Below are 26,511 nucleotides of genomic sequence, written 5' to 3'. Positions count from 1 at the left end.
ACGATTGAAGGTTATACCTGTGGCGCAGTTTTACTGTTATGAATCGATTTCTTAATATCATTTATTGCCTGCAGATGCATTCCTTCATGGAAAATAGTTCTAATTAATACTTGCTCAATTGTTTGCATGCCCATTTCTGTTGGCGGAAATTCTTTGTCTAAACAATTGCTATATTGTTTAAGGATTAAATCAGGCTGCTTTTTCAGCAATTCTTTAAGTTCAGAATATGTAGGTGTCTCTTCATCAAAACTTTCTGGACTAGTTCCAAACCCAAAAGATTTTCGAATGCATTCAGGTATTTCAATGTTTTCTTTTGTTAAAGTCTCAATCCATAAGTATTGATCAAGATAAAGATGACCTATTTGCCACCTTATATTGTTGCGGAAATTTTCCGGAATCCATTCTGCTTCATGGTCAGTTACGTTCTCCAATGTGTGAAGTAGTTCTTCCCGGTAGGTTTTTAATTGCCTGAAAAGATTTTCCTGACGGCTATTCATTTTGAAAAACTCCTTTATTAAATTGATTAACAGTTTATGTTATAAAACTTATGCCTTAACGCTGAAGGTTGATGGAACATATTAGTTTATTTCGATTTTTTGGCTGATTTTACCTTCTTGAAACGGTGTTAAGTGAAAAAATTTTTTAAAAACTTTCTATAGGATTAAGAGTCCCGCGTTCTTCCGATGAGAAATAGTCATTATTTTCACATCATCTTCATAGCTTGTCTTAAGACCGTTAAGAGGGTGATTTGATGGCGTACATTATTGAAAATGCAAATATTGTTAGCGGAGATACAATTAAAGAGTCTTCTCTCTTCGTTGAGGAAGGGAAAATTTCCACGGTGAAAACTGCATTTCCACTCTATAAGCATATGAGGATGAATGCCAATTCTTTTTTGCTGACACCAATCCATGTAATGTATGATTCAAAATTTCCAAACCTGGGCTCTCATCCTAATCAGAAAAGCTATTTTACAGAGGAGTATATTTTAAAAGGAACCACTGCACTGCTGACATCCGTCTATGTGCACTTTGAAAAAGATCTTAAAACTAATATTAAGCGCTTGAAAACAAATTTGCTTAACAGTCCGATTGACTATATAATCGGAGTGCGCATCCCCCTGAGACTATTAACAACATCTTTTTTGTTAAAAACGAAACAGGAGAGGATTCCCGCATTATTTATAGAAATAGATAGTGTTGAAGAACTGAAAAATATGCCTTGGGGCTGGATTCGAGAAGCAATGTTTCCATACAATAGTCCTTTGATCCCTGTTATAAAATACGAGCAGCCCACCGAGCGGTCATTGGCTTTAAAGACGTGGAAGATGATTGTTAAGAATGAGAAAATCCCTGCCTTATTGGAGGAGCTGCCGGAAAAGCAAAATTTGTGCAGAAGTATATTGGCGAAAATTGGCATCTATCCTTTAAAAGCGGCAATTCAAATAGGAAGTGAGCTCTCCTACAATCTTTATCTTCCCAGCAGGGAAATCATAAAAATTGAAGAATTAGAGCTTAATGATTATCATAAAGAAAGGTTAGCGGTTACGGTTCATAAAGGAACAGTTATCCGAGCCGGTGATGAGGTTATGTACAGACCCGGATCCGGGGAACACGTACTTATTAAAACTCCTTCTTATTTTACATTTGGAGATTAGATAGCGAAAGGAAAAATACATGGATAAAGTTAAGCAAATCATTTCTCTATTAGAAAACGGTCAGCATGAAGAAGCAATTAACAATTATAAAGATATTTTAAAAGATGGGTCCCACGAAGAAAGGTTTGTGTTAGCGGAGGAGCTGCTGCAATTCGGGTTTCTTGAAGAAGCGAAAGCCCTGTTCGAACGCTTATTACAAGCCTATCCAGAAGAGGGAGAGCTGCTCGTTTTACTGGCAGAAATAGAGATCGATCTTGGCAATGAAGAGGAAGCGATTCTTGTTCTTGAGAAAATAGCTCACAATGATCCAAGTTACCCCCAAGCTCTTCTGCTCCTTGCTGATTTATACCAAATGCAGGGTTTGTTTGAGGTAAGTGAACAAAAGTTATTACAGGCAAAGTCTATCCTGCCTGAGGAGCGGGTCATTGATTTTGCGCTCGGCGAGTTATTTTCCGAGGAAGGAAAATTTCTTGACGCGATCAAGGCCTACCAGAAGGTCTTAAAGACTGATGAAGTTATTGCGGGGGTAAATGTAAACGAAAGACTTGCCGACGTTTTAAGTGCGTCTGGAGCCTTTGAGGATGCATTGCCATTCTTTGAAAAAGCATTAGAGCATAAACTTGAGATCAATACCTTATTCAGCTATGCCTTTACTGCCTTGCAAGCAGGCTTTAATCGTACAGCCATTGAAAAGTTTAATGAATTAAAAGAATTAGATCACGAGTATCATTCACTTTATTATCATCTTGCTAAAAGCTATGAGCGTGAAGAAGAGCTGGAAAATGCCTTTAATAGCATCAAAACAGGTATTGCACAAGATGAGTTTAATAAGGAGCTATTTTTCTATGGAGGAAAGCTTGCGCTGAAATTGGGAAAAGAAGATGAAGGTGTCGATTTATTCAGACAGGCGTTAGCTCTTGATCCTGAATATACAGAAGCTGCCCTAACACTAAATAAAGTATTTTTAAAGCAGGAACAATATGAAGATATGCTTGAAATTGTCACTTTAATGGAGCAGTTTGAAAATGAGGAGCCGCAAATTTTATGGGATGCTGCTGTAGCTTATCAGCATCTTGAAGAATTTTCACAGGCATTAAACAAATATCAGCATGCATATACTTATTTTAAACAGCAGCCGGATTTTCTTTCTGAGTACGGTTATTTTCTAATTGAGGAAGGAAAAAGAGAGGAAGCTGCAGAAATCTTTAAGCAACTCATAAAGCTCGATCCGGAAAATGGGGAGTATACGGATGTATTGGAACGGATTACAGACGAATACATGTAAAGGATCGGTCTAAAAATCTGGCTGTTAGCAGAGGAGGGAATCACATTGACGGCCCCTGTATCTGTCAACGAAAAAAAAGATTTTATTCGCTGGTTTTTGAATCACTATCAACTGAAGAGACGGGAATGTGTCTGGATTTTAAATTATCTGATGAGTCATGATGGTTTAATGGAAAAGGTTCATTTTGTGGACCAGGCACAATATTGTCCGCGAGGTTTAATCATGTCAGCACATTGTGTAGATGAAGCACCTTTTCGCTTCTATAAAGGCAATGTGATGACAACAGACGCGGAAAAGTCGTTTCATGACATCCGGCTAAACAGAGAAGAAGAGATTTATATTCAGTTAAACTTCCATGCGTCAAATCAAGCCCATCAGTATGCAGCTGTACTCGAAGAGAATCCATTTATGCCGAAGAAGCTGCAAATAAGTGATAAGGACCGTATCATAGCGGAAAGATTCCTTACTGAGAGCATTGAGAAATTTCAAAAAGAAAAACTGCTGTCCCTAATTGATGAAGCTTTAGATCGTCATGACAAGGATGCATTTGCAGTTTTAACAGAGCAATTAAAAAAACTTAAAAAGTAATAAATAGAGTCTGTACAATTGTGCAGGCTTGTTTTTTTTTGAATGAATTTTCATATTTTTTTCCGATGAAACTTCTTCTGAAACATCCTCATCGCAAACAGCATCCGCTTAAATAGGAACATTGTTGCCGTTTCCAGGACATGTTATGATTAGCTAAAATAGTATCTTTTTGGGGTGATTTGGATGAAGTGGAATTCAGAGGACATTGAAATGTTTATAAAGGAAAAGCAATATATTGATACAGTTGTATTGCCTTTATATCCTGTATCTTTTGGCGATGATATTAAGCAGGCTGTAGGCATGACAGAGTTTATATCATTGCTCTCCATTCAATTAGAGAGGCAGTTTAAAGGGAGATTATTAATGCTTCCTGGTTTTTCCTATTTAAAGAATGCAAATGAAGATAAACTTGTCAGTGATATAAAGCACTGGGAAACAGAGTTAATGTCACAAGGATTTTCGCATGTTTTCTATGTAACGAGTGACAGTAATTGGAAAATGTATGAAGAAAATCTGGACGGTGACTTGATCTGGCTGCCTTCGCTGCCGTTAGAGCATATGGAAGAGAAGTATAAAAATCAAATTCTGGAAGATCAAGTGAAACAGTTATTGAATTTATTTGTCCGGAAATGGCAAAATAATGAATGAAAGCAATATTAATCACTTTGTTTCCATCTTTGTGCACAGGATTATATTGACCTTATATAATTATTGATATATCATTGGTATGTCCTAGTTTTATATTGTGTTGAATTATGTCCGTTGGACTCAACTTCATAATAGAGGGGGGAAAAGTATGAGCAAAAATCGTGTTTCAAGACGTCAATTCCTAAACTATACTCTTACTGGTGTAGGCGGTTTCATGGCAGCGGGGATGTTAATGCCTATGGTTCGCTTTGCAGTGGATCCTGTTTTGCAGCATAAGGGTGAAAGCGATTTTATTCCAACAAAACAAAAGATTTCTGAAATCACTGAAGTACCAACAAGAGTTGATTACACATTTGAACAAGTGGATGCATGGTACACTTCTGAAGTTACTGGATCTGCTTGGGTTTACAGAGATGAAAATGGAGAAGTTGTGGCCTTATCACCTGTTTGTAAACATCTTGGTTGTGTAGTTGACTGGAATTCGGATGAGTCAAATCCTGAACACTTCTATTGTCCTTGTCATGGTGGATTATATACAAAGGATGGTACGAATGTGCCTGGAACTCCTCCAATTGCTCCACTCGATGTATTTCCAATTCAAGATGTAGACGGCTATTTGCATTTAGGTAAAGCAGAACCGCGAAAGGGGGCGTAATCTTTGTTAAACAAAATTTATGATTGGGTAGATGAACGTTTAGATATTACGCCAATCTGGCGGGATATCGCTGACCACGAAGTACCTGAGCATGTTAACCCAGCGCATCACTTTTCTGCGTTTGTCTATTGCTTTGGCGGTCTGACGTTTTTCGTAACTGTAATTCAAATATTATCTGGTATGTTCTTATCTATGTACTATGTTCCAGATATTCAAAATGCTTGGGAATCGGTTTATTATTTGCAAAACCACGTAGCATTTGGGCAAATTGTCCGCGGAATGCACCACTGGGGAGCAAGCTTAGTTATTGTCATGATGTTCTTACATACGCTGCGAGTATTTTTCCAAGGCGCTTATAAAAAGCCTCGTGAATTGAACTGGGTTGTTGGTGTACTTATTTTCTTCGTAATGCTGGCACTTGGTTTAACTGGTTATTTATTGCCGTGGGATATGAAAGCGTTATTTGCTACAAAGGTTACCATTCAAATTGTTGAATCGACACCGCTGATCGGGGAATACCTGAAAATTCTAATCGCAGGAGATGCAGATATTGTTGGTGCGCAAACTATTACAAGATTCTTTGCTATCCATGTTTTCTTCTTGCCTGCTGCATTATTTGCTTTAATGGCGGCCCACTTTATCATGATTCGAAAGCAGGGTATTTCTGGACCGTTGTAAAATTAAAATAATGAACGAAGGAGGGGAATTACCCAATGCATCGCGGAAAAGGTATGAAATTCGTAGGAGATTCACGTGTTCCTGCTGAGCGTAAGCCGAATATTCCAAAAGATTATTCGGAATATCCGGGGAAAACAGAGGCATTTTGGCCAAACTTCCTTTTAAAAGAGTGGATGGTTGGAGCTGTATTCCTAATTGGGTTCTTATGCTTAACTATTGCACACCAGCCTCCATTAGAGAAGATAGCTGATCCAAGTGATACAGCCTATATTCCATTGCCAGACTGGTATTTCTTATTCTTATATCAATTACTGAAATATACGTATGCATCTGGTCCGTACAATGCGATTGGAGCATTCATTATTCCAGGCTTGGCGTTTGGAGCTCTTTTACTGGCTCCATTCATTGACCGCGGACCTGAACGCCGTCCATCAAAGCGCCCATTAGCAACAGGTTTTATGTTATTAGCGCTTGCAGGTATTACATTCTTAACTTGGGAATCGGTTGCTCACCATGATTGGGAAGCAGCGGCACAGCAAGGGAAGATCGTTGCGGAAGCTGAGATTGATACAACTGCAGAAGGATATGCACTTTTAGAAGCTAACACATGCTTGTCATGTCACGGCACTGAACTGCAAGGTGCAGCTGGACCTGCATTAATCGACGTTGAACTAACTCCTGAAGAAATTAAAGAAGTTATTCAAAACGGTCGTGGCGCAATGCCAGGTGGCCTATTTGCAGGCACAGAGGAAGAACTTGATAAGCTAGTAGAATTTATTGATAGCGTAGAAAGTGAATAATGTAATCAAAAACCGGTATGTCAATTGACTGCCGGTTCTTTTTATGGTTCTGAACCTTCTGCTGAGTAATACATAACCAAAAAGCTATAGCCTTTATGTTGCTGTTGTAAATGGAATACTTTATGATAAAAGAGAAATTTAGGTAGAGATGAGGTAAGTTATGAAGTGGCTATATCCGTTTTTTGCTAATCGTACCATTCTATTATTACTCTTATTAATTAACTTAGGAGGAACTATTTACGGTTATATATGGTATGAAGGGCAGCTTGTCGAAACACCGCTGCATTTTCTCCCGTTTGTTCCGGATAGTCCTACTGCAAGTTTGTTTTTTGTATTTGTTCTTATTGCTTTTTTGCTGGGGAAAAATTGGCCGCTGTTTGAAGCTCTTGCCATTGTGACCTTAGTGAAATACGGTGTTTGGGCGGTTGTTATGAATCTGCTTGTCTTCCAAGTCACTGGTGATATTCAGCCTGCGGCTCTTATGCTGATTTTTTCACATGGTGCTATGGCAGTTCAAGGGATCTTATACGCTCCTTTTTATCGTTTGAAAACATGGCACTTAGTTGCTGCAGGAGTTTGGACCTTGCATAATGACGTGATTGATTATGTCTTTTTTATGCTGCCAAGATATCCAACCCTGGATTTATACATACCTGAAATCGGATACTTTACATTTTGGCTCAGTATTTTCTGTATAGCACTGACCTATTACTTATGTTTGCGAAAAAAATCCTTTCAATTAAGTATTACAAGTAATTAAGGATCGCTAGACTGTATAAGGGCATGAAATTGTCGGGATAAGAGACGATACTTGTTTTATTTTCCCTGTACAATCATATATTGTACAAAGGGAGGGTTTCATGTGTTCAGAAGAAAGAGGAAGGGACTGTTTAAAGGACCTTTACCAGCTAAGCATGTATTCTTCATTTCGTTAATCCTTTTTGTCCTTCTTACTTTTTTTGGTCTTCTTATGATTGATGAACAAATTGAACCAGTATTAATGGATATTGCTGAAACGCGTGCGAAGCAATTCTCAGCTCAAGCCATTAATGATGCCATTACAAAGGAATTATCGGAAACGATCGATGTAAACGAATTAATTGTTCGCCATGGTGATGGTGAAAATGCGCCTTACAGCTTTAATCAGCAGGTTGTAAACAAAGTGATGTCAGATACGAACCGGATGGTGCAGGAATATCTGGATTTAGTTGAGCAGGGTGAATTAGAGCAATTTGAAGCCTTTCGAAATGATTCTTATATTGATTATGAAGCTTCTCATAAGGAAAAAGGGATTATCTATCGAATCCCGCTTGGAATGGCTACAAAGCAAACATTATTCTCTAATCTGGGTCCAAAAGTGCCAATTAAATTTGAACTTTTAGGTCACTCAATGTCAAATGTGGAAACGAAAATTCTTGAAACTGGCATAAACAATACATATCTCGAAGTTTATGTGAAGGTTCAAGTGCAAATGAAGGTCATCATCCCGCTTGTTGAACGTGATATCGTTATGGAAAACTCGGTGAAAGTTGGCGATTTATTTTATCCGGGTAAGGTTCCTCAATATTTTAATGGCGGAAGCAGCGGGCAAGGAGATGTTAACCCTGTCATCATTCCGCAAGGCGGTAGTTGATATTGCCGTATATAGGAAAGTAAAGCCAGAGAATGTAGCTATAGCGTTCTTTGGTTTTTTTATGGTTCGTTTAAGTCATTTTAGAATATAATTTGATGATCGAAACAGGATCATAAGAGATTCCTTCTGGATGAGTCTCCGCATATAGATAGCCGGAGGATGTTCAGCATCTGCCCACAGAAGGCATGCACCAGAGGGCGTGAAAAAGAATATACTCTCTCTATATGGAATTGATCACTTCAATCATTTTTCATGTTCTAGCCTTGTCCATTTTCTCATACATTTTTTAATAGGGATTAGAGGAGGGACAAGGTATGAAGAAACCATATTTACTATTGTTAAGCATATTATTTTTAATTCTTATGCCGTTTTCGGTGTATGCAGAAAGCAGTTCACCTGTTGATAAATTAAATGAGATATCGGACGAAGCACTTCAAATGATGAAATTGAAGCGATATGATGATGCTAAAAGGCTGCTTGACTATTTCTCGGAACAATATGTATATGCGACAGGAAATGAGCGGCCATTTACATCTGAAGAACTAAGAGCAGTAACGTCCACTCATCATGAAGCGCTTAAGGCTGCTGTGAGTTCTGAAATGAACTACACGGACAGAGTAAATAGCCTAACAAAATTTCGTCTTGTTATGGATGCTGTAACATCTACATATCAGCCAATGTGGACTGAAATGGAATCACCGATCTTATCTGTTTTTAATGATGCCAAAGAGGCGGCAGAAAGGGGAGACACTGAAAAATTTCATGTTAGCTATAATTCCTTTTTAAACTTATATCATGTTGTATATCCAAGCATGAAGCTCGATATATCTCCTGAGAGAATGCAAAATGTTGATACACAGGTTCAATATATTGACCAATACCGTCCGAATATTATATCATCAGGACAACCGAATGAGCAGCTGGAAGCATTGGAAGCCGACCTGCAGTCCATATTTGAGGATATGACAGAGGATGAAGCGGATCCATCTCTTTGGTGGGTAATCATTTCGACAGGCAGCATCATTATACTTACATTATCCTATGTAGGCTGGAGAAAATATAACGGTGACAAGAGAAAACAAAAGAAGCAAGAGAGTTAATATAATTTCTATGTTTCCACGAGAGGCCATAAGGGGAAGATAACAACTAGAAGGTAAATAACAGGAGGGGTTATTATGGGAGCATATTTGATATACTTTGCCATAATTATCATCATTCCGATCTGGGCACAGTTTAAGGTAAAAGGAGCTTACAATAAATATTCTAAAGTAGCATCCTCTTCCCATATGACAGGTGCAGAGGTCGCAAGAAGAATATTAGATGCAAATGGACTTTACGATGTAAGTGTATCTGAAGTGCGAGGTCAGCTTACAGACCACTATGATCCAAGAACTAAAGCGGTTAGACTCTCTTCAGGTAACTATCATGGTCACTCAGTGGCTGCTGCAGCCATTGCTGCCCATGAAGTAGGTCATGCTATACAGGATGCAGAGAGTTATTCGTTTTTAAGATTGCGTCATACACTTGTTCCGGTAGCAAATATAGGTTCTAACTTTTCATGGATCTTAATTATGATTGGTTTTTTTGCAGGAGCCAGTGGTTTTGTCCTGCTGGGAATTCTCTTTATGGCTGGGGCTGTATTATTTCAAGTTGTTACCCTGCCAGTTGAGTTTAACGCCTCCAATCGTGCCATGGATCAAGTCGTTTCCCTTGGTGTGATCCGCAATGATGAAGAACGTGAAACAAAAAAGGTACTAAATGCCGCAGCGTTAACATATGTTGCTGCAGCTGCAGTAGCTGTTTTGGAGCTATTGCGTTTAGTACTCATATACACAGGTATGCAGAGGTCTGAATAAAAAAGAAATACCAGGTCGGTGATGGCCTGGTATTTTTATATTTGTGTAATTCTATTTTATCTTTCAATTGGCTTTTTATTTTCATCAAGTGTAAATCCTTCTCCCAGGACATCGTGAACAACAGTGACCGAAACAAAAGCGTGCGGATCAACTGACGTTATTACGCTTTTCAGTTTGACGATTTCATTGCGGGCAACAACACAGTATAATACTTCTTTATCCTTCTTCGTGTATGGTCCATAGCCTCGTAATACGGTCGCACCACGATCCATTTCTTTCATAATCTTATCTGCGATTTGACCGGTGTTTTCAGAAATGATCATCGCTCCTCTTGCGGCATATGCTCCTTCCTGCATAAAATCAATCACTCGTGCGCCAATAAAGACTGCAACAAGGGTATACATGGCTTCTTGATACGTTAAATAGAATATTAGAGAAAGTGCAATAACGACAGCGTCAAACATAAACATTGCCTTACCCATACTTATGCCTGCATATTTATTGGCAAGTCTTGCGATAATATCAACTCCGCCTGTAGTCCCACCATAACGAAAAATGATTCCAAGGCCAATACCGATAAAAACACCTGCAAAGAGGGCAGCTAAGGTAAGATCATCATTAAGCGGCATATTAATCTGGTAGCGCTGGAATATCCACAGAAAAATGGAAACACTAAATGTTCCAATAATGGTATATAAAAAGACACTTCTCCCAAGAAGCTTCCAGCCAATAAAAAAAAGCGGAATATTCAAGATTAAATTCGTATAAGATGGATCCCATTCCCACAAGAAATATAAAAGGAGGGTGATTCCTGTAAAACCGCCTTCTGCTAAATTATTTTGCATATTAAAATGAACAATCCCGAAGGAAAAGATAGCAGAGCCCAATAAAATAAAGAATATGTTTTTAAGTTTCAAACCAAATACCATAAAACCCCTCCACTTCCTTATTTAGCTCACATTATTATATAGGATAGAAATTGGAAGAGCAACATCGTGCCGTTCAGCAGAAAAACGTCAAAAATGTTTGTAAAACTTGGAGTATTTAGCTAACATGAAAGGGTGCAGTCACATATAAGTTTGGTGGTGAAAACAAATGAATAAACATAAAACAATGAAAGAGCTCCAAAAAGAAGTAGATAATTACATAAGTCAATTTAAAGAAGGTTATTTCAGTCCGCTTGCCATGACGGCGAGATTAACAGAAGAGCTGGGAGAACTGGCAAGAGAAATTAATCATCATTATGGAGAAAAGCCAAAAAAGAATAGTGAAGATGAAAAAGCGATAGAAGAAGAAATGGGAGATGTCCTTTTTGTCCTCATTTGCATGGCAAACTCCTTACATATTGATTTGCAGGATGCTCACGACAGAGTGATGCATAAATTTAATACACGGGATAAAGATCGCTGGACAAGAATTGAAGAAGGAGAACAATAAGATGACAACCAATTTAAAGATTGCTATTGCAGGTCCGCGCGGCCGAATGGGAAGAGAAGCTGTCCTGCTTGTAAAAGAAACAGAAGGATATGAACTTGCAGCTGTTTTAGATCACAAAAACGGGGGAGGTTTATTAAGCGATTCTGATGGCTTTGCAGGGATGGAAGTTCCAGTGTATTCAGATGTGCAATTGCTAATGCAAGAGGTGCAGCCTGATGTCTTGATTGATTTAACAACTCCTGAAGTGGGTATGCTGCATACAAAAACAGCACTTGAGCATGGCGTAAGACCTGTAGTAGGTACGACTGGCTTTACAAAAGAACAGCTTCAGGAACTGGAAGAACTATGTCATGATAAAGGCATTGGCTGTATTATCGCTCCTAATTTCGCTTTAGGTGCTGTTCTAATGATGAAATTCTCTCAAATGGCAGGCAGATACTTTCAAGATGTGGAGATTATCGAATTGCACCATGATCAGAAGCTTGATGCTCCATCTGGAACAGCCGTAAAAACGGCTGAGATGATTGCAGAAGTAAGGGAAACAAAACAGCAGGGCCATCCAGAAGAAAAAGAGACTATTAAAGGTGCAAGAGGAGCGAATTATGACGGCATGCATATTCACTCTGTCCGCCTTCCTGGGTTAATTGCTCATCAGCAGGTTATGTTTGGTGCAGACGGGCAAACATTAACGATTAGACATGATTCATATAACAGGGCATCCTTTATGTCAGGTGTAAAGCTTGCGGTCGATACGGTTGTGAAAATAGATACGCTTGTATACGGATTAGAAAATATTATTGAATAAGGTGGGGGTTAAGATGAATATTGCATTAATCGCACATGATAAAAAGAAAGATGATATGATGCGTTTTGCGACTGCATATAAGGGGAGCTTGTCAAGTCATAATTTATTTGCAACCGGTACAACTGGGCAGCGGATCATGGATGAGACAGGACTGCAGGTTCATCGTTTTCAATCAGGCCCGCTTGGCGGAGATCAGGAAATTGGGGCAATGATCGCTAATAACAAAATGGATATGGTGCTATTCTTCCGAGACCCTTTAACAGCGCAGCCGCATGAACCTGACGTAACGGCATTGCTTCGTTTATGTGATGTTTATGCTGTGCCGCTTGCTACGAATATGGGAACTGCTGAGATGCTCATTAAAGGTCTGGATAGAGGAGATTTAGCTTGGCGTTCGGTTGCAAACGGAGATAAAGGTGAATAAAATGGAAGACCACCACATTGATTTATTAGCATTTGGCGCCCATGCAGATGATGTTGAAATTGGGATGGGTGCTACAATCGCTAAATACACCAAGCAGGGCAAAAAAGTTGTTATTTGTGATTTGACTAAAGCTGAATTATCCTCTAATGGTACTGTTGAAATAAGAAATAGGGAAGCGAAGGAAGCAGCGGAAATCCTTGGCGTTACAGTTCGGGAAACACTTGATCTTCCCGACCGCGGCTTATTTTTAACAGCCTCCTATATCCAGGCAGCGGCAGAAATGATTCGCAAATACAAACCGCAGATTGTTTTTGCTCCATATTGGGATGATCGTCATCCTGATCATGGCAATTGTGCACGATTAGTAGAAGAAGCCGTTTTTTCTGCTGGCATCAAAAAATATTCTGCGAACGGTGAAGCCCATAAAGTGAAAAATACATACTTTTATCTGATCAACAGCACAGTAAAACCTGATTTTCTCATTGATATATCAGAGTATATGGAACAGAAAACGGCCAGTTTAAATGCTTATAAAAGTCAATTTATAAAAGATGAACATACGATAGATACTCCGCTTGTAAACGGGTATATAGAGATGATTCAGGCGCGCGAAAAGTTACATGGAACACAAGCCGGAGTGCTATATGCAGAAGGTTTTAAGTCCAAAAACCCGCTTGTCATAAATTCAGATTTATTTGGAGAATAACATGAAAAAATTAAAAATAGGCATTACTTGCTATCCGACAGTTGGCGGGTCGGGGGTCGTCGCGACTGAGCTCGGAAAAATGCTGGCTGAAAGAGGTCATGAAATCCATTTTATTTCCTCAAGCCTGCCATTTCGTTTGAAGAAAATGTATCATAATATTTTTTATCATCAAGTAGATGTAAATCAATATTCTGTTTTTCAGTATGCACCATATGATATTGCGCTAGCCAGCAAAATGGCTGAGGTTATTAAACGGGAAGACCTTGATTTATTGCATGTTCACTATGCAATCCCTCATGCCGTTTGTGCCATTTTAGCAAAACAAATGAGCGGACGGGATGTCAAAATTGTCACGACCCTCCACGGAACAGACATCACCGTTCTTGGCTATGATCCGTCGCTGACAGATGCAATAAAATTTGGCATTGAGAAATCTGATGCTGTAACAGCCGTTTCAAATGCGCTGATTGCACAAACATATGATTTAATTAAACCAGATAAACCGATCGAAGCAGTCTACAACTTTATTGATGAACGGGTGTATAAAAAAGTAGAAGCTTCACACCTTCGCAAAGAACTAGGAATAGGTGTGAACGAAAAAGCGGTCATCCATGTTTCTAATTTCCGTGCAGTCAAACGAGTGCCCGATGTTATTCATGCTTTTTCCAAGATTGCTGAAAAGATTCCAGCGAAGCTTTTGCTTGTTGGAGATGGACCGGAAATGACAACTATTTGTAAGTTAGTAAAGAAACTAGAGCTGTCAGATAAGGTCATCTTCTTAGGGAAACAAGATAATGTTGAAGACTTGTATTCAATCAGCGATTTAATGCTCCTACTATCAGAAAAAGAAAGCTTCGGATTAGTAGCACTGGAGGCTATGGCTTGTGGAGTTCCCTGTATTGTGACTAATATTGGCGGATTGCCGGAAGTGATTGCTGACGAAAAAACTGGTTTTATTTGTGAACTGGGTGATATTGCTGCTGTGGCAGGAAGAGCGATTGAGCTTTTAAGCAATTCAGAAAAACAGGCTGAATTTGCTCATAATGCAATTGCACATGTGCAGAAAAATTTTAGTGCAGACATGATTGTAGAACAATATGAACATATTTATGAAACCTTGCTTACTGGGGATGAGAAAAATGAATCCTGAGTTTCAAAAGGCAATCCCTTTATTGTCAAAAATAGAAGAAGCCGGTTTTGAAGCCTACTTTGTTGGCGGCTCGGTCAGAGATGATATACTCGGCAAACGAATAGCCGATGTTGATATTGCCACCTCAGCAATGCCAGAAGAAGTCAAAGCCATCTTTCACAAAACCATTGATATTGGCCTTGAACATGGGACTGTTGCTGTTTTGCATGAGGGAATACCATACGAAATAACGACTTTCCGTGCTGAGGCTGAATATAAAGACTTTAGAAGGCCGTCAGAGGTTTATTTTATCCGCAGTCTAAATGAGGATCTAAGCAGGCGCGATTTTACCATGAATGCCATTGCCATGAATGCGAATGGAAAAATAATTGATCCTTTTCATGGAGTTGACGATATCCGGCTGAAAGTGATTCAAACCGTAGGCAAAGCGGAAGACCGTTTTAAAGAAGATGCCTTACGCATGATGAGGGCTATCCGTTTTCACAGCCAGCTTTCTTTTACCATAAGCGAGGATACGATGAATGCTCTAATAAGAAATGCTCATCTGCTAGAGCATATTGCTGTAGAGAGAAAACTTGCGGAATTTGAAAAGCTCCTCTCTGGAGTGAATATCAATGGCGGCATTAGAGTGTTAGTTAATAGCGGGTTGTTTCATTATTTGCCGGAATTGCTGCCATATAAGCAGCAGCTTATTCATTTTGCAGAGATCGAGATGGCGGCATTAAATATAGAAGAAAGATGGGCATTACTGGTGCACATTCTTAAAAAGGATGCTCGGGAAGCGCAATCATTTTTAAAAAGCTGGCGGCTGCCGGGCAAAAGAATTAAAGTTATCATAGCGATACAAAATGGGCTGGATTTACGACTTCAGTCAGCATGGCAGCCATTAACTTTGTATCAATGCGGCTATGATACTGCGATTAGCGTGGAAAAAATCGTAAATATCCTGAATGGAAGACCGGCAAACGCACATTTAGAAGGTGTTGCTGATCAATACCAGGATTTGCCGGTTAAAAACAAAAGTGAAATACCGGTAACCGGAAATGAGTTAATGCAGTGGCTAGACAGGCAGGCGGGAGCATGGATTAAAACGGACTTGCAAAGCATTGAAGAAGCCATTATTCTAAAAAAACTGCCTAATGACAAGGAATCGATAAAGGAGTGGCTTTTGAAATGCAATCAGAGCTCCGAATGAAAATGCTTGATGCTTTTACAAAAAGCGGAGATGAGTTTGTATCCGGCCAGCATTTGGCCGATGTGCTTAATTGCTCAAGAACAGCAGTGTGGAAGCACATTGAAGAATTAAGAAAAGAAGGATTTATTCTTGAGGCAGTTAAACGAAAAGGATACCGCATTATAAAAGCTCCAGACCATATTGGAGTGGATGAAATCAGATTTGGCCTTCAGACAGACAAGCTTGGGAAGAATATTCATTATGAAGAAAGTGTCGGCTCTACCCAAAAAATCGCATCACGACTTGTTTTAGAAGGCGCACCGGAAGGTACAATTGTCATTGCAGAGGAGCAGGTAGCTGGAAGAGGCAGAATGGACAGGAGCTGGCATTCTCCAAAATATACGGGTATTTGGATGAGTGTGATATTACGCCCGAATATTCCCCCGCAAAAGGCTCCACAGCTAACGCTGATTACTGCAGTTGCCGTTGTACAGGCTATGGAGGAGGCTGGCCTTCATCCAGCCATCAAATGGCCAAATGATATTCTGCTGAATGGAAAGAAGGCAACAGGCATTTTAACTGAGCTTCAGGCTGATGCAGATCGAATTCAGGCTGTGATCATTGGGATCGGCATAAATGTGAATCAAAAACGCGAGGATTATCCAGAGGAGCTTCAGTCTATTGCTACATCGATGAGCATTGAAGCAGGCAAACAACTTGATCGTGCCCAGATTCTGCAGCATGTTCTATACCACCTTGAAAAGCTATATCTGCTCTATTTGGATAAGGGCTTTCAGCCGATTAAGCTATTATGGGAAAGCTATGCCATCACGATAGGCAAAAAGATAACCGCCCGGTCCATTAGTGAAACCATCCATGGTAAAGCGTTGGGCATTACCGAAGATGGAGTCCTTTTAATCGAAGACGAATCCGGGAAACAGCATCACATCTATTCCGCAGATATAGAACTATAAAGGGCCAGGAGATGTTTCTCCTGGTATTTTTCTGATTCCATTCAGTAACTAATAGCGATGGAGAAAACGGGACTAAGTAAAACATTTTGCCCTGCAGCAGCAAAATAAAATTCTAGCCAAAACTTATACATATTGCTATACTTTTGATGGGCAGTATCCATGCTGAACTGCACCCTTTTAAGTTCAAAAGTAGGCTTGTTTCTTAATATGATTTCATTGTTGAATGGAAAAGCTATGAACAAGATCCTATATGAAAATAGTTCTGCCTAGATCCAATATGGACCGGGACAGAGGGATGAGACACATTAATGAGTTCGTCATGTATAATCCTTCTGCTTATGCTGAAGGGTTTTATTATTTTCGTCACTTTATCTCATTACAGTCAATCAATCGCCTCTTCCCCAAAACGAGGAGGATACAGAATGAAAACAAGTACAGATTTTCTGAAAATGAAGGAGTCAGAAGAAAAGATAGTGATGCTGACAGCTTACGACTACCCTTCTGCAAAACAAGCTGAACATGCTGAAGTAGATATGATTCTTGTAGGAGATTCATTAGGAATGGTTGTTTTAGGTTACGATTCAACCGTACCAGTCACAATGGCTGATATGATTCATCACGGAAAAGCCGTAAAACGAGGTGCACCAAACACGTTTATTGTGATTGATATGCCTTTCATGAGCTATCATTTATCCGAAAGAGACACACTGTTAAATGCGGCTAGCCTTATCCAGGAAACAGGAGCACAAGCTGTTAAAGTAGAGGGTGGCGATGATGTCATCACCCATATAAAAGCGTTAACAAAAGCAGGCGTGCCGGTAATGGCCCATCTTGGCTTAACACCACAATCCGTAGGTGTGCTGGGTGGCTATAAAGTTCAGGGCAAAAACGCTGGGGCTGCCCGAAAGTTGATCGATGATGCTAAAAAATGTGAAGAGGCTGGCGCTTTTGCAATTGTACTTGAATGTGTTCCGAAACAGTTAACAGATGAGATTGTTAAACAGATTGGTATTCCTGTAATTGGAATCGGCGCTGGTGCCGGAGCAGATGGACAAGTGCTTGTTTATCACGATATTTTAACCTATGGAGTCGACAGGGTTCCGAAATTCGTTAAACAGTATGCAAATAGCGGCGAAATGATGGAGAACGCTATTTCAGCGTATAAAGACGAAGTAAAAGGCAAGCTGTTTCCCAAAGATGAGCACTCCTTTACGATGAAGGATCAGGAGCTATCAGGTTTATATGGAGGAAAAGCATGAAAGTCATCCGAAGTGTAAAAGAAATGCAAAATACAATGCTGGAACAGAAGAGCTCAGGTAAGTCTATTGGTTTCGTGCCGACTATGGGCTATCTGCATGAAGGACACTTAACGCTCATCAAACAAGCACGCAGGGAAAACGATGTAGTTGCGGTCAGTATCTTTGTTAACCCGCTTCAATTTGGAGCTAACGAAGATTTGAGCACCTATCCTCGCGATTTTGAGCGTGACAGCCAGCTGGCGGAAGAAAGTGGAGCGGATTACTTATTTTATCCTGATGCTTCTGAAATGTATCCAAGGCCATTAGCCATTAAAGTAACTGTCGGGGACAGAACAGACGTATTATGCGGTCGTTCCCGCCCTGGACATTTTGATGGAGTTGCAGCTGTTCTATTAAAATTATTTAATATAGTTGTTCCAGATTTTGCCTATTTTGGCATGAAGGATGCACAGCAGGTCGCGGTAATCGATATGCTAATAACGGACTACAATATTCCAGTCACGCTCAAGACGGTTGAAACGGTTAGAGAAAGTGATGGTCTGGCAAAAAGCTCTCGTAATGTTTATTTACAGCCAAACGAGAGAGAAGAAGCTGTCATTTTAAACAAATCCCTTAATGAAGCAAGAGAGGGAATCATTAACGGTGAAAGAGACCCTGAAAAGGTGTTATCATTCATGAGGGAACGAATTCAGCAAAATAGCAGCGGCACCATTGATTATATTGAACTATACAGCTATCCTGAATTGAAACCAGTGAAAGAAATCAAAGGAACTATTATTATTGCGTTAGCCGTGAAATTCACAAAGGCACGCTTAATTGACAATACAATCATATCCATCTAAGGGGGAATCCTCATGTTCCGCACAATGATGAACGGAAAAATCCATCGCGCAACCGTAACAGAGGCAAACTTGAATTATGTGGGAAGCATTACAATCGACAGTGATATTTTAGATGCAGTTGGCATGCTCCCTAATGAAAAAGTACAAATTGTTAATAATAATAACGGAGCAAGATTTGAAACATATATTATTCCCGGTGAAAGAGGAAGCGGCGTAATATGTGTAAATGGTGCTGCCGCAAGACTTGTTCATGAAGGGGACATTGTAATCATCATTTCTTATGCTTTTGTTGCAGAAGAAAAACTGGCAGATCACCAGCCTAAAGTAGCAATCATGGGAGAAAATAATGTGATCAAGCAGCTGCTGCATGCGGAGCCAGCGAGCACTGTTATGTAAAGTATGATGCTTGAAATGGGTACCTGTAACCCAATATAATAAGCTTGTGATCGTAAAGATCAATTGCAAACAAGGCTGAAGGGAAATTCTCCGCTTCAGCCTTTGCTACACCTATGGATATATAACAAACGATTTAATGCTGAATAGCAAAATGGTCAATTGGGTGGTAGTAGCTAAACCTTTTTCTTTTTTCTTTTTTATGTTACCGTTCTAATGACAGAACGTCCGAGGTGTAAGAGATGAGTAATAAATATGTTGTTGTTGATTTAGAAACGACAGGAAATGCCCCCAAAAAAGGGGATAAAATAATTCAATTTGCAGCAGTTGTGATAGAAGACGGGAAAATAACCAAAGAGTATTCATCACTTGTAAATCCAAACCAGCCTATTCCGCTGTTTATTGAGGAACTGACTGGCTTAACAGATCAAATGGTGAAGACAGCACCATTTTTCTCGGAAATCGCCGAAGAGATCAATGATTTATTAGAAGATGCCTATTTTGTCGCTCATAACGTGCTTTTTGATTTATCTTTTTTACAGGAAGAACTGATCAATGCAGGTTATATCGGCTTTTATGGTCCTGTCTTAGATACTGTAGAACTGGCTAGAATTCTGCTTCCTTCAGCAGACAGTTATAAGCTTTCCGAATTATCACAGAGTATCGGAATTATTCACGACCGGCCACATCAGGCGGATAGTGATTCATACGCTACAGCAGAGCTTTTATTGCTGTTATTAAATAAACTGCAAAAGTTGCCCAAAGAAACGATAAAGCAGCTATTTAGGTTATCTGGGGGCTTGAAAAGTGACCTATATACTTTACTTGAAGAGCTTCTACAGCAAAAAGAAACAAAGCTTGAAGAAACTCCTCCTATGCTTGAAATATTTAGGGGAATTGCGATTTGCAAGCAAGAAGATAGTGAAGGATCTAGTAATAATGAGACCGAACTAGATGAAACTTTTGAGCAATTGAATAAAGAATTAGTGTTAAATAAAGGTTTTGAAAGATACGAGAAAAGAGAAGGGCAATTAACTATGATGAACAGTGTTAATCATGCATTACGTTCATCAAAGCATGCCCTTATTGAAGCCGGTACAGGTGTCGGAAAATCAATCGCATATCTGCTGCCAGCCGTTTATTATGGAAGAGAAACACAAAAACCTATAATTATCAGTACATATACAACACAGCTTCAAGATCAGCTGCTTACGAATGATATTCCAAAATTGAATAAAATGCTTCCTTTTCAGGTGGACGCAGCGTTAATAAAAGGTCGTGGCCATTATATTTCAATGGAAAAATTTGAGCACACACTTAAGGAAAGAGAAGATAATTACGATACGGCTTTAACAAAAATGCAAATTTTAGTGTGGCTGACGGAAACCAAAACGGGAGATGTGGATGAATTAAATTTATCGAGCGGCGGTTCACTATTCTGGAGTCGAATTAAAAACGATCTTAATGTTTTTATTGAAACGAAAGAGTGGAAATCACGGGACTTTTACAGCAGTGCAAAAAAAAGGGCAAATGGTGCCAGTGTCATTATCACCAACCATTCCTTATTGCTGTCGGATTTAACATCAGAAAAAGCATTGCTCCCTAAATACCAGCATGTTGTGGTAGATGAGGCACATCATTTTGTAAAGGCTGCAGGAAAGCACCTCGGAAAACGGTTTGATTATTTGACGATTCGCATCCTGCTTAGCCAGATTGGCTTGCTTGAACAGAATCAGCTTCTAAATAAACTGGAAAAACGATTATCAAAACAGTCCATTCATTCTGTTAAGACCATTCATCCTCTTGAATTTAGTCGTCTAATGACTGCTCTGACTGAGAGTATGGATGAATTGTTTAAGATGATTGGAATCTATGCGAAAAGACACAGTAGTGTTAAAAGTCATCAAAACAAAATAAAGGTACTATATGAAAATGCTGGCCATATCAAAGAAAGTCAATATGTAAAAGCCAATGCAGAAAGGTTCTTATTTTCATTAATAGATGTTCTGCATGCAGTCAACGGGACCTTAGAAAGAGCAGCTCTTTTAAAGGATTTTTTAGCACCGGAAGAAAAAATTCTGCTTGAGGAAACAGCAATGTCTGTCCCAAAACTGGAAGAAATCGCCTCAATGACACGCTCCTTATTTTTGCGGGACGAAGAGGATTCTGTTATTTGGATTGAAATGGATCAAAGAGCAGCACAAAATGCGACTTCTGTATTGGCCGAACCAATTGAGACTTCAGCACATCTAAAAGATAGGTTCTTTGCTGTAAAGGAAAGTGTTGTTTTAACCTCAGCCACTTTAGTGGTGGATCATTCGTTCCAATATATTCTTAATCAAATTGGACTGACTAAGGAAGAATGTTTATTAAATCAGATTCCCTCGCCATTCCAATATAAAAAGCAAATGAAGCTAGTAGTGCCGACCGACTTGCCGGAAATTAATGCGGTGCCGTTAGAAGATTATGTCGCTTCAATAACGGAACATATAATCACGATTTCCGAAGCAACAAAAGGAAGGATGCTAATCCTCTTTACCTCATATGAAATGCTTAGGAAAACATATGAACTGATTAAAGAATCCGGGCTGCTTGAAGGATACGCCTTATTTGCACAAGGTATCTCTGGAGGAAGCAGAACACGGTTAACGAGAAATTTTCAGCGCTTTGAGAAATCAATTCTTTTTGGCACAAGCAGTTTTTGGGAAGGTGTCGACATTCCAGGAGATGACCTATCCTGCTTAATTATTGTGCGCCTGCCTTTTACGCCGCCTGATGAGCCGATTCACGCAAAGAAGTCAGAACATATTCGCAAGCAAGGCGGAAATTCTTTTTATGAATATTCCCTTCCGGAGGCAGTTCTTCGCTTTAAGCAAGGCTTTGGCAGATTAATCCGAACAGAACAGGATCGGGGATTCATACTAGTGTTTGATCGGAGAATCGTAACCACCAAATATGGAAGAGCGTTTCTCGAGTCTGTCCCTGCAATAGACGTTCAAGAAAAAAATATTAATGAAACAGTCCAATTAATTGAAAAATGGCTATAAGAGATTTTCGTCTCCAATAACAACCCTATGGCAACGGATTGCATCTGTCTGCTATACAAAAAAAAACACTGCGCCATAGAGGCGCAGCTTGCCATTTCGTGTTTGAACTAGAAGAAATATTTTTGATTTAGGTTATTCCAGCGTTGAAGTATAGCTGTTATACTGATATAAGAAGTTTTACAACTGATTGTAATACTATTTTATCCGAAATGAACGCTGATATAAGTTACAAATATTGTAGTCACTAGGGAGGAATTCCAGTATGGAAAGTAAAATTGAAGTGCTGTCAACAGTTAAAATCCAGCAAAGTCCAGATTTGTATAAAATTGTTGACGCATTGAACAGAACCTTAAAACGTGAAAACCTAATGTTTGGGTTAGCTTTAGATAAGCAAGACGACAAAAAAGCTGTTTTCACGATCTATCGTACATAATGAAAAAGGTCATCTTAATATGTTCTGTCATTTTAGTCATTTTACTCGCATTGGGTATTAATATTTACTTAAATTCAATTGAGCCAGTAAAGGCAGCAGAAGATGAAGCTGTTAAAAGGGCTAAAGAAGACACAAATCTTGTGTCAGTATCTGACTTTGAAATATATCATGGAAATGAAACGATCTTTGTTATTGAAGGCAAGGATGAAAATGGAGACAATGTTTTTGTCTGGGTTCCGGAGAATGAGGGAGAAATCCAGCTGTTAAAGCAATCTGAGGGAATTACTGAACAAGAGGCTCAGAATATTCTTCTTTCAGAAAAAGGGCAAGTGGACATTATTTCAAGGAAGCTTGGGATGGAAAAGAATATCCCATTATGGGAAATAGCTTATAAAACTGAGGGAGATTTGCTGAATTACTTTCTAATTGATTTTGAAACAGGCAATAAAAAGTTAAAAGTTATTGAAAACTTGTAATTTTTTAGGAGGCACTTTTAATGGATTTTGAATTGGCAAACAGAGTGAAAGCACTAACACCATCAACCACTTTAGCGATTACAGCAAAAGCAAAGGAACTAAAGGCACAGGGATTCGACGTTATTGGCCTTGGGGCAGGAGAGCCAGACTTTAATACTCCACAGCATATCATTGAAGCGGCAGCTGCTTCAATGAATGAAGGTCATACAAAGTATACGCCTGCAGCTGGGCTTCCTTTATTAAAAAAGGAAATCGCAAAGAAATTGGAGAATGATCAAGGACTTCATTTTGACCCATCTGAAATTATTGTGACGAATGGAGCAAAGCATGCTTTATATACATTGTTTCAGGTTTTGTTGAATGAAGGTGACGAGGTCATCATCCCTATTCCATATTGGGTAAGCTATCCTGAGCAGGTTAAGCTTGCAGGCGGGGTTCCTGTTTATACAGAAGGATTAGAGGAGAACGAATTCAAAATAACACCAGAACAGCTGGAAGCTTCCATCACAGAAAAAACAAAAGCAGTTATTATTAATTCGCCATCCAACCCAACTGGGGTTTTATATTCGGAAGAAGAATTGAAAAAGCTTGGTGAAGTCTGTTTAAAACATAAAGTTCTTATTGTTTCAGATGAAATTTACGAAAAGCTTGTATATGGAGATCATAAGCATATTTCCATTGCACAGATTTCACCTGAGCTTAAAGAGCAGACAATCATTATCAATGGTGTTTCAAAGTCCCATTCTATGACAGGCTGGAGAATTGGATATGCTGCCGGCAATCAGTCAATCATTAAAGCAATGACAAACCTGGCAAGCCACAGCACATCAAATCCAACAACACCAGCTCAATATGGAACCATTGCAGCATATGCAGGTCCGCAGGATAAGCTTGCAGAAATGAATGCCGCTTTTGAACAGCGTTTAAATATTATCTATGAGCAGCTTGTATCCATACCAGGGTTTACATGCATTAAGCCGCAAGGAGCCTTTTACCTTTTCCCAAATGTTGCTGAGGCAGCTGCATCAGCAGGCTATCAGAATGTTGATGAATTTGTTGCAGCACTGCTGGAGGAAGCGATGGTTGCGGTTATTCCAGGTTCAGGGTTTGGATCGCCAAATAATATCCGGATTTCTTACGCAAGCTCATTAGACTCCCTGGAGCAGGCAGTATCAAGAATAAAGAACTTTGTTCTTAGCAAAATAGAACAAACTAACTAACTGAAACCTGCTTTCTTGTCAGGCGGGAAATTTTATGGAATATTAACACGTATAAACCCCGCCATAAGCAATGAATGGTTTTTGGCGGGTATCTTTTATTAAATAGCAAGGCTAAAAACCGGTAATCACATGCTGATCTCAGCAAAGCATTGCTTGAGTGCAATGTGAAAGGTATAATATATTACGATACATAAGAGCGTTTCGTTTTGGAGGGAACATTAGTGATAAAAACAACAATTTCAGAAGTGTACAAGCACGCAGAAAAAGAGGTTAAAATTGGCGCGTGGATCGCAAACAAACGTTCCAGCGGTAAAATAGCATTTCTTCAGTTTCGCGATGGATCCGGATTTATTCAAGGAGTTGTCGTAAAAGCTGATGTATCTGAGGATGTATTCCAAACAGCGAAAACTGTTACACAAGAATCATCTGTGTATGTAACAGGAGTTGTTCAAAAGGATGAGCGATCTCCATTAGGATACGAATTGCTTGTAACAGGTATTGAGGTGCTTCATCATGCAGTTGATTATCCAATTACACCTAAAGAGCACGGAACAGAATTCTTGATGGATAACCGTCACTTATGGCTGCGTTCACGCAGACAGCACGCTGTGATGAAGATACGTAATGAAATCATTCGTGCAACGTACGAATTTTTCAATGAAAATGGCTTTTCGAAGGTTGATCCGCCAATTCTAACAGGCAGTGCTCCGGAAGGAACATCTGAATTATTCGCAACAAAATATTTCGATGAAGATGCCTATCTGTCTCAAAGCGGCCAGTTATATATGGAAGCTGCAGCAATGGCATTAGGAAAGGTTTTTTCTTTTGGACCAACCTTCCGTGCAGAAAAATCAAAAACGCGCCGTCATTTAATTGAGTTCTGGATGATTGAGCCAGAAATGGCTTTCACTGAGTTTGACGAAAACCTAGAAGTTCAGGAACAATATGTAGCATACATTGTACAAGCTGTTCTGAAGAACTGTAAGCTTGAGTTAAAAACATTAGGACGCGATACAGAAAAGCTTGAAAAGATTACAGCACCATTCCCGCGTATAACATATGATGATGCCATTGTATTCTTGCACGAAAAAGGCTTTGATGATATTAAGTGGGGAGATGATTTCGGCGCACCACATGAAACAGCTATCGCTGAAAGCTATGATAAACCTGTATTTATCACACATTACCCGACTTCGTTAAAACCTTTTTACATGCAGCCAGATCCAAACAGAGACGATGTTGTATTATGTGCAGATTTAATTGCTCCAGAAGGATATGGAGAGATTATCGGCGGATCTGAAAGAATACATGACTTTGAATTGCTGAAACAGCGTTTAGAAGAGCATAATCTTGAAATGGATGCATACAAGTGGTACCTAGAGCTGCGTCAATACGGCTCGGTTCCTCATTCCGGCTTTGGTCTTGGCTTAGAGCGTACAGTAGCCTGGATCAGCGGTGTGGAGCATGTTCGTGAATCAATCCCATTCCCGCGTTTGTTGAACCGTCTATATCCATAATACAAATAGTAAAAATGAAAATCCGCCAATGCGGATTTTTCATTTTTTACAGACCTTGCTGAAAAAACTTACCTTTATTTCTAACACCCAGTATGTAATCCTTCATGATATACTAAAAGGGAGGTGTCCAATTCATGGCGAAAGAACATTTATTAAAATGGCTTCAGGAAGGTAACATAAGTGTTCCTGGTGTCCTGCTTACCAATTATAAGGACTTAAATTTAAACGAATGTGAATTAGTGTTAATTCTCCAAGTCATTTCATTTATTGAAAAAGGCAATGATTTTCCTACCCCTGTTGAGTTATCTTCAAGAATGACAATTTCCGTTTCAGAATGTACAGATCAATTGAGAAGACTCATTCAAAAGGGCTGTATTGAGATAAAAGAGGAAATAACAAAAGATGGAATCCGCTTTGAAAAATATGATATTGAACCGCTTTGGGGCAAACTGATTGAGCTCTTTCTACATAAGGAAAAAAGAGAGAGTCAGTTAAAACATCAGCAGGATGAAACAGACTTATATACATGTTTTGAAAGAGAATTTGGCCGTCCTTTGTCTCCTTTTGAAATTGAGTCTTTAACATTATGGCTGGACGATGATCATCATGATCCCCATATTATTAAAGCTGCTTTAAGAGAAGCGGTGATGTCTGGAAAGCTTAATTTTAGATATATTGATCGCATATTGTTTGAGTGGAAGCGCAATGGCATTAAAACCATCGAGCAGGCGAAAAGCTATGGGAAAAAATTCAGGCAAAATCAGCAGCAGGCAAGCCGCCCTGACAAAGAGTCATCTTCACAGGCAAAGTCAGTGCCTTTTTATAACTGGCTTGAGCAATAATGTACAAAGAAA

The 26,511-nt window shown here is 39.3% G+C and carries 29 protein-coding genes; 27 read left to right on the top strand and 2 right to left on the bottom strand.

Annotation, left to right across the window (positions count from 1 at the left end):
- Positions 1-11 precede the first annotated feature (11 nt).
- Positions 12-497 carry a DinB family protein gene (locus F7732_RS06205; protein ID WP_151573078.1) on the bottom strand — a complete coding sequence of 162 codons (486 nt, stop codon included), beginning with the start codon at positions 495-497 and terminating at the stop codon, positions 12-14.
- A 254-nt stretch (positions 498-751) separates the two neighbouring features.
- Here F7732_RS06205 and F7732_RS06200 point away from each other — a divergent pair, with 254 nt between their 5' ends.
- The 11 genes from F7732_RS06200 to F7732_RS06150 all read left to right on the top strand — a co-directional run bounded on the left by F7732_RS06200 (position 752) and on the right by F7732_RS06150 (position 9,800).
- Positions 752-1,657, top strand: coding sequence for a hypothetical protein (locus tag F7732_RS06200; RefSeq protein ID WP_151573077.1), 906 nt, complete (start codon positions 752-754; stop codon positions 1,655-1,657).
- Positions 1,658-1,676: 19 nt separating this feature from the next.
- Positions 1,677-2,942, top strand: a complete 1,266-nt coding sequence (locus F7732_RS06195; protein WP_151573076.1) for a tetratricopeptide repeat protein — start codon at positions 1,677-1,679, stop codon at positions 2,940-2,942.
- A gap of 45 nt (positions 2,943-2,987) precedes the next feature.
- A complete protein-coding gene (locus tag F7732_RS06190) occupies positions 2,988-3,530 on the top strand; it encodes a ReoY family proteolytic degradation factor (RefSeq protein ID WP_151573075.1) in 543 nt (180 codons plus the stop codon).
- A 183-nt stretch (positions 3,531-3,713) separates the two neighbouring features.
- Positions 3,714-4,178: a YpiF family protein gene (locus F7732_RS06185; RefSeq protein ID WP_151573074.1), complete on the top strand. Its 465-nt coding sequence runs from the start codon at positions 3,714-3,716 to the stop codon at positions 4,176-4,178.
- A 148-nt stretch (positions 4,179-4,326) separates the two neighbouring features.
- Entirely contained in the window at positions 4,327-4,833 is a 507-nt protein-coding gene (locus F7732_RS06180; RefSeq protein WP_066444201.1) for a QcrA and Rieske domain-containing protein, read from the top strand.
- Between the two features lie 3 nt (positions 4,834-4,836).
- Positions 4,837-5,511 carry a menaquinol-cytochrome c reductase cytochrome b subunit gene (gene qcrB, locus F7732_RS06175; RefSeq protein ID WP_066444203.1) on the top strand — a complete coding sequence of 225 codons (675 nt, stop codon included), beginning with the start codon at positions 4,837-4,839 and terminating at the stop codon, positions 5,509-5,511.
- A gap of 35 nt (positions 5,512-5,546) precedes the next feature.
- Entirely contained in the window at positions 5,547-6,311 is a 765-nt protein-coding gene (locus F7732_RS06170; RefSeq protein ID WP_066444205.1) for a menaquinol-cytochrome c reductase cytochrome b/c subunit, read from the top strand.
- Positions 6,312-6,471: 160 nt separating this feature from the next.
- Positions 6,472-7,071 carry a lipoprotein heptaprenylglyceryl N-acetyltransferase LhaT gene (gene lhaT / locus F7732_RS06165; RefSeq protein WP_151573073.1) on the top strand — a complete coding sequence of 200 codons (600 nt, stop codon included), beginning with the start codon at positions 6,472-6,474 and terminating at the stop codon, positions 7,069-7,071.
- Positions 7,072-7,173: 102 nt separating this feature from the next.
- Positions 7,174-7,944 (top strand): sporulation protein YunB, encoded by a 771-nt coding sequence (gene yunB, locus F7732_RS06160; protein WP_066444210.1) that lies wholly within the window; start codon positions 7,174-7,176, stop codon positions 7,942-7,944.
- Positions 7,945-8,258: 314 nt separating this feature from the next.
- Complete coding sequence (ypjB, locus tag F7732_RS06155; protein ID WP_151573072.1) at positions 8,259-9,044, top strand: sporulation protein YpjB; 786 nt, start codon at positions 8,259-8,261, stop codon at positions 9,042-9,044.
- A 75-nt stretch (positions 9,045-9,119) separates the two neighbouring features.
- On the top strand, positions 9,120-9,800 hold the full coding sequence (locus tag F7732_RS06150; RefSeq protein WP_151573071.1) for a zinc metallopeptidase: 681 nt from the start codon (positions 9,120-9,122) through the stop codon (positions 9,798-9,800).
- 56 nt (positions 9,801-9,856) lie between these two features.
- On the opposite strand, the gene F7732_RS06145 is transcribed toward F7732_RS06150, so the two are convergent.
- On the bottom strand, positions 9,857-10,729 hold the full coding sequence (locus F7732_RS06145) for a YitT family protein (protein ID WP_151573070.1): 873 nt from the start codon (positions 10,727-10,729) through the stop codon (positions 9,857-9,859).
- A 166-nt stretch (positions 10,730-10,895) separates the two neighbouring features.
- Here F7732_RS06145 and F7732_RS06140 point away from each other — a divergent pair, with 166 nt between their 5' ends.
- The 16 genes from F7732_RS06140 to F7732_RS06065 all read left to right on the top strand — a co-directional run bounded on the left by F7732_RS06140 (position 10,896) and on the right by F7732_RS06065 (position 26,499).
- The gene (locus tag F7732_RS06140; protein ID WP_151573069.1) at positions 10,896-11,237 is read left to right on the top strand and encodes a nucleotide pyrophosphohydrolase; all 342 of its coding nucleotides are present in this window, start codon (positions 10,896-10,898) and stop codon (positions 11,235-11,237) included.
- A 1-nt stretch (position 11,238) separates the two neighbouring features.
- A complete protein-coding gene (gene dapB / locus F7732_RS06135) occupies positions 11,239-12,042 on the top strand; it encodes a 4-hydroxy-tetrahydrodipicolinate reductase (protein ID WP_151573068.1) in 804 nt (267 codons plus the stop codon).
- Between the two features lie 13 nt (positions 12,043-12,055).
- Complete coding sequence (gene mgsA, locus F7732_RS06130) at positions 12,056-12,466, top strand: methylglyoxal synthase (protein ID WP_151573067.1); 411 nt, start codon at positions 12,056-12,058, stop codon at positions 12,464-12,466.
- 1 nt (position 12,467) lies between these two features.
- Complete coding sequence (gene bshB1, locus F7732_RS06125; protein WP_151573671.1) at positions 12,468-13,172, top strand: bacillithiol biosynthesis deacetylase BshB1; 705 nt, start codon at positions 12,468-12,470, stop codon at positions 13,170-13,172.
- Position 13,173: 1 nt separating this feature from the next.
- Positions 13,174-14,322: an N-acetyl-alpha-D-glucosaminyl L-malate synthase BshA gene (gene bshA, locus F7732_RS06120; RefSeq protein WP_151573066.1), complete on the top strand. Its 1,149-nt coding sequence runs from the start codon at positions 13,174-13,176 to the stop codon at positions 14,320-14,322.
- Positions 14,312-15,517 carry a CCA tRNA nucleotidyltransferase gene (locus tag F7732_RS06115; protein ID WP_151573064.1) on the top strand — a complete coding sequence of 402 codons (1,206 nt, stop codon included), beginning with the start codon at positions 14,312-14,314 and terminating at the stop codon, positions 15,515-15,517. The genes bshA and F7732_RS06115 overlap by 11 nt, the downstream gene beginning before the upstream one ends.
- Positions 15,496-16,470, top strand: coding sequence for a biotin--[acetyl-CoA-carboxylase] ligase (locus F7732_RS06110; protein WP_151573063.1), 975 nt, complete (start codon positions 15,496-15,498; stop codon positions 16,468-16,470). Before F7732_RS06115 ends, F7732_RS06110 begins: the two co-directional genes overlap by 22 nt.
- Before the next feature lie 422 nt (positions 16,471-16,892).
- Positions 16,893-17,729 (top strand): 3-methyl-2-oxobutanoate hydroxymethyltransferase, encoded by an 837-nt coding sequence (panB, locus tag F7732_RS06105; RefSeq protein ID WP_151573062.1) that lies wholly within the window; start codon positions 16,893-16,895, stop codon positions 17,727-17,729.
- A complete protein-coding gene (gene panC, locus F7732_RS06100) occupies positions 17,726-18,571 on the top strand; it encodes a pantoate--beta-alanine ligase (protein WP_151573060.1) in 846 nt (281 codons plus the stop codon). The genes panB and panC overlap by 4 nt, the downstream gene beginning before the upstream one ends.
- Positions 18,572-18,583: 12 nt before the next feature.
- A complete protein-coding gene (panD, locus tag F7732_RS06095; RefSeq protein ID WP_066444252.1) occupies positions 18,584-18,967 on the top strand; it encodes an aspartate 1-decarboxylase in 384 nt (127 codons plus the stop codon).
- Positions 18,968-19,206: 239 nt separating this feature from the next.
- Positions 19,207-22,011, top strand: a complete 2,805-nt coding sequence (gene dinG / locus F7732_RS06090) for an ATP-dependent DNA helicase DinG (RefSeq protein ID WP_151573058.1) — start codon at positions 19,207-19,209, stop codon at positions 22,009-22,011.
- Positions 22,012-22,273: 262 nt separating this feature from the next.
- Positions 22,274-22,444, top strand: coding sequence for a YpmA family protein (locus tag F7732_RS06085; RefSeq protein ID WP_066444257.1), 171 nt, complete (start codon positions 22,274-22,276; stop codon positions 22,442-22,444).
- Positions 22,444-22,920, top strand: a complete 477-nt coding sequence (locus F7732_RS06080) for a cell wall elongation regulator TseB-like domain-containing protein (protein ID WP_151573056.1) — start codon at positions 22,444-22,446, stop codon at positions 22,918-22,920. Before F7732_RS06085 ends, F7732_RS06080 begins: the two co-directional genes overlap by 1 nt.
- Before the next feature lie 20 nt (positions 22,921-22,940).
- Complete coding sequence (locus F7732_RS06075; protein WP_151573054.1) at positions 22,941-24,140, top strand: pyridoxal phosphate-dependent aminotransferase; 1,200 nt, start codon at positions 22,941-22,943, stop codon at positions 24,138-24,140.
- A gap of 224 nt (positions 24,141-24,364) precedes the next feature.
- Positions 24,365-25,657 (top strand): asparagine--tRNA ligase, encoded by a 1,293-nt coding sequence (gene asnS, locus F7732_RS06070; RefSeq protein ID WP_151573670.1) that lies wholly within the window; start codon positions 24,365-24,367, stop codon positions 25,655-25,657.
- Between the two features lie 134 nt (positions 25,658-25,791).
- Positions 25,792-26,499, top strand: a complete 708-nt coding sequence (locus tag F7732_RS06065; RefSeq protein WP_151573052.1) for a DnaD domain-containing protein — start codon at positions 25,792-25,794, stop codon at positions 26,497-26,499.
- The last annotated feature ends 12 nt before the right edge of the window (positions 26,500-26,511 follow it).

Source organism: Bacillus mesophilum (genome assembly GCF_008923265.1).
Lineage (GTDB): Bacteria > Bacillota > Bacilli > Bacillales > Cytobacillaceae > Cytobacillus > Cytobacillus mesophilum.
Note: the sequence above shows the minus strand (reverse complement) of the source record. Positions and strands in the feature narration are given on the sequence as shown.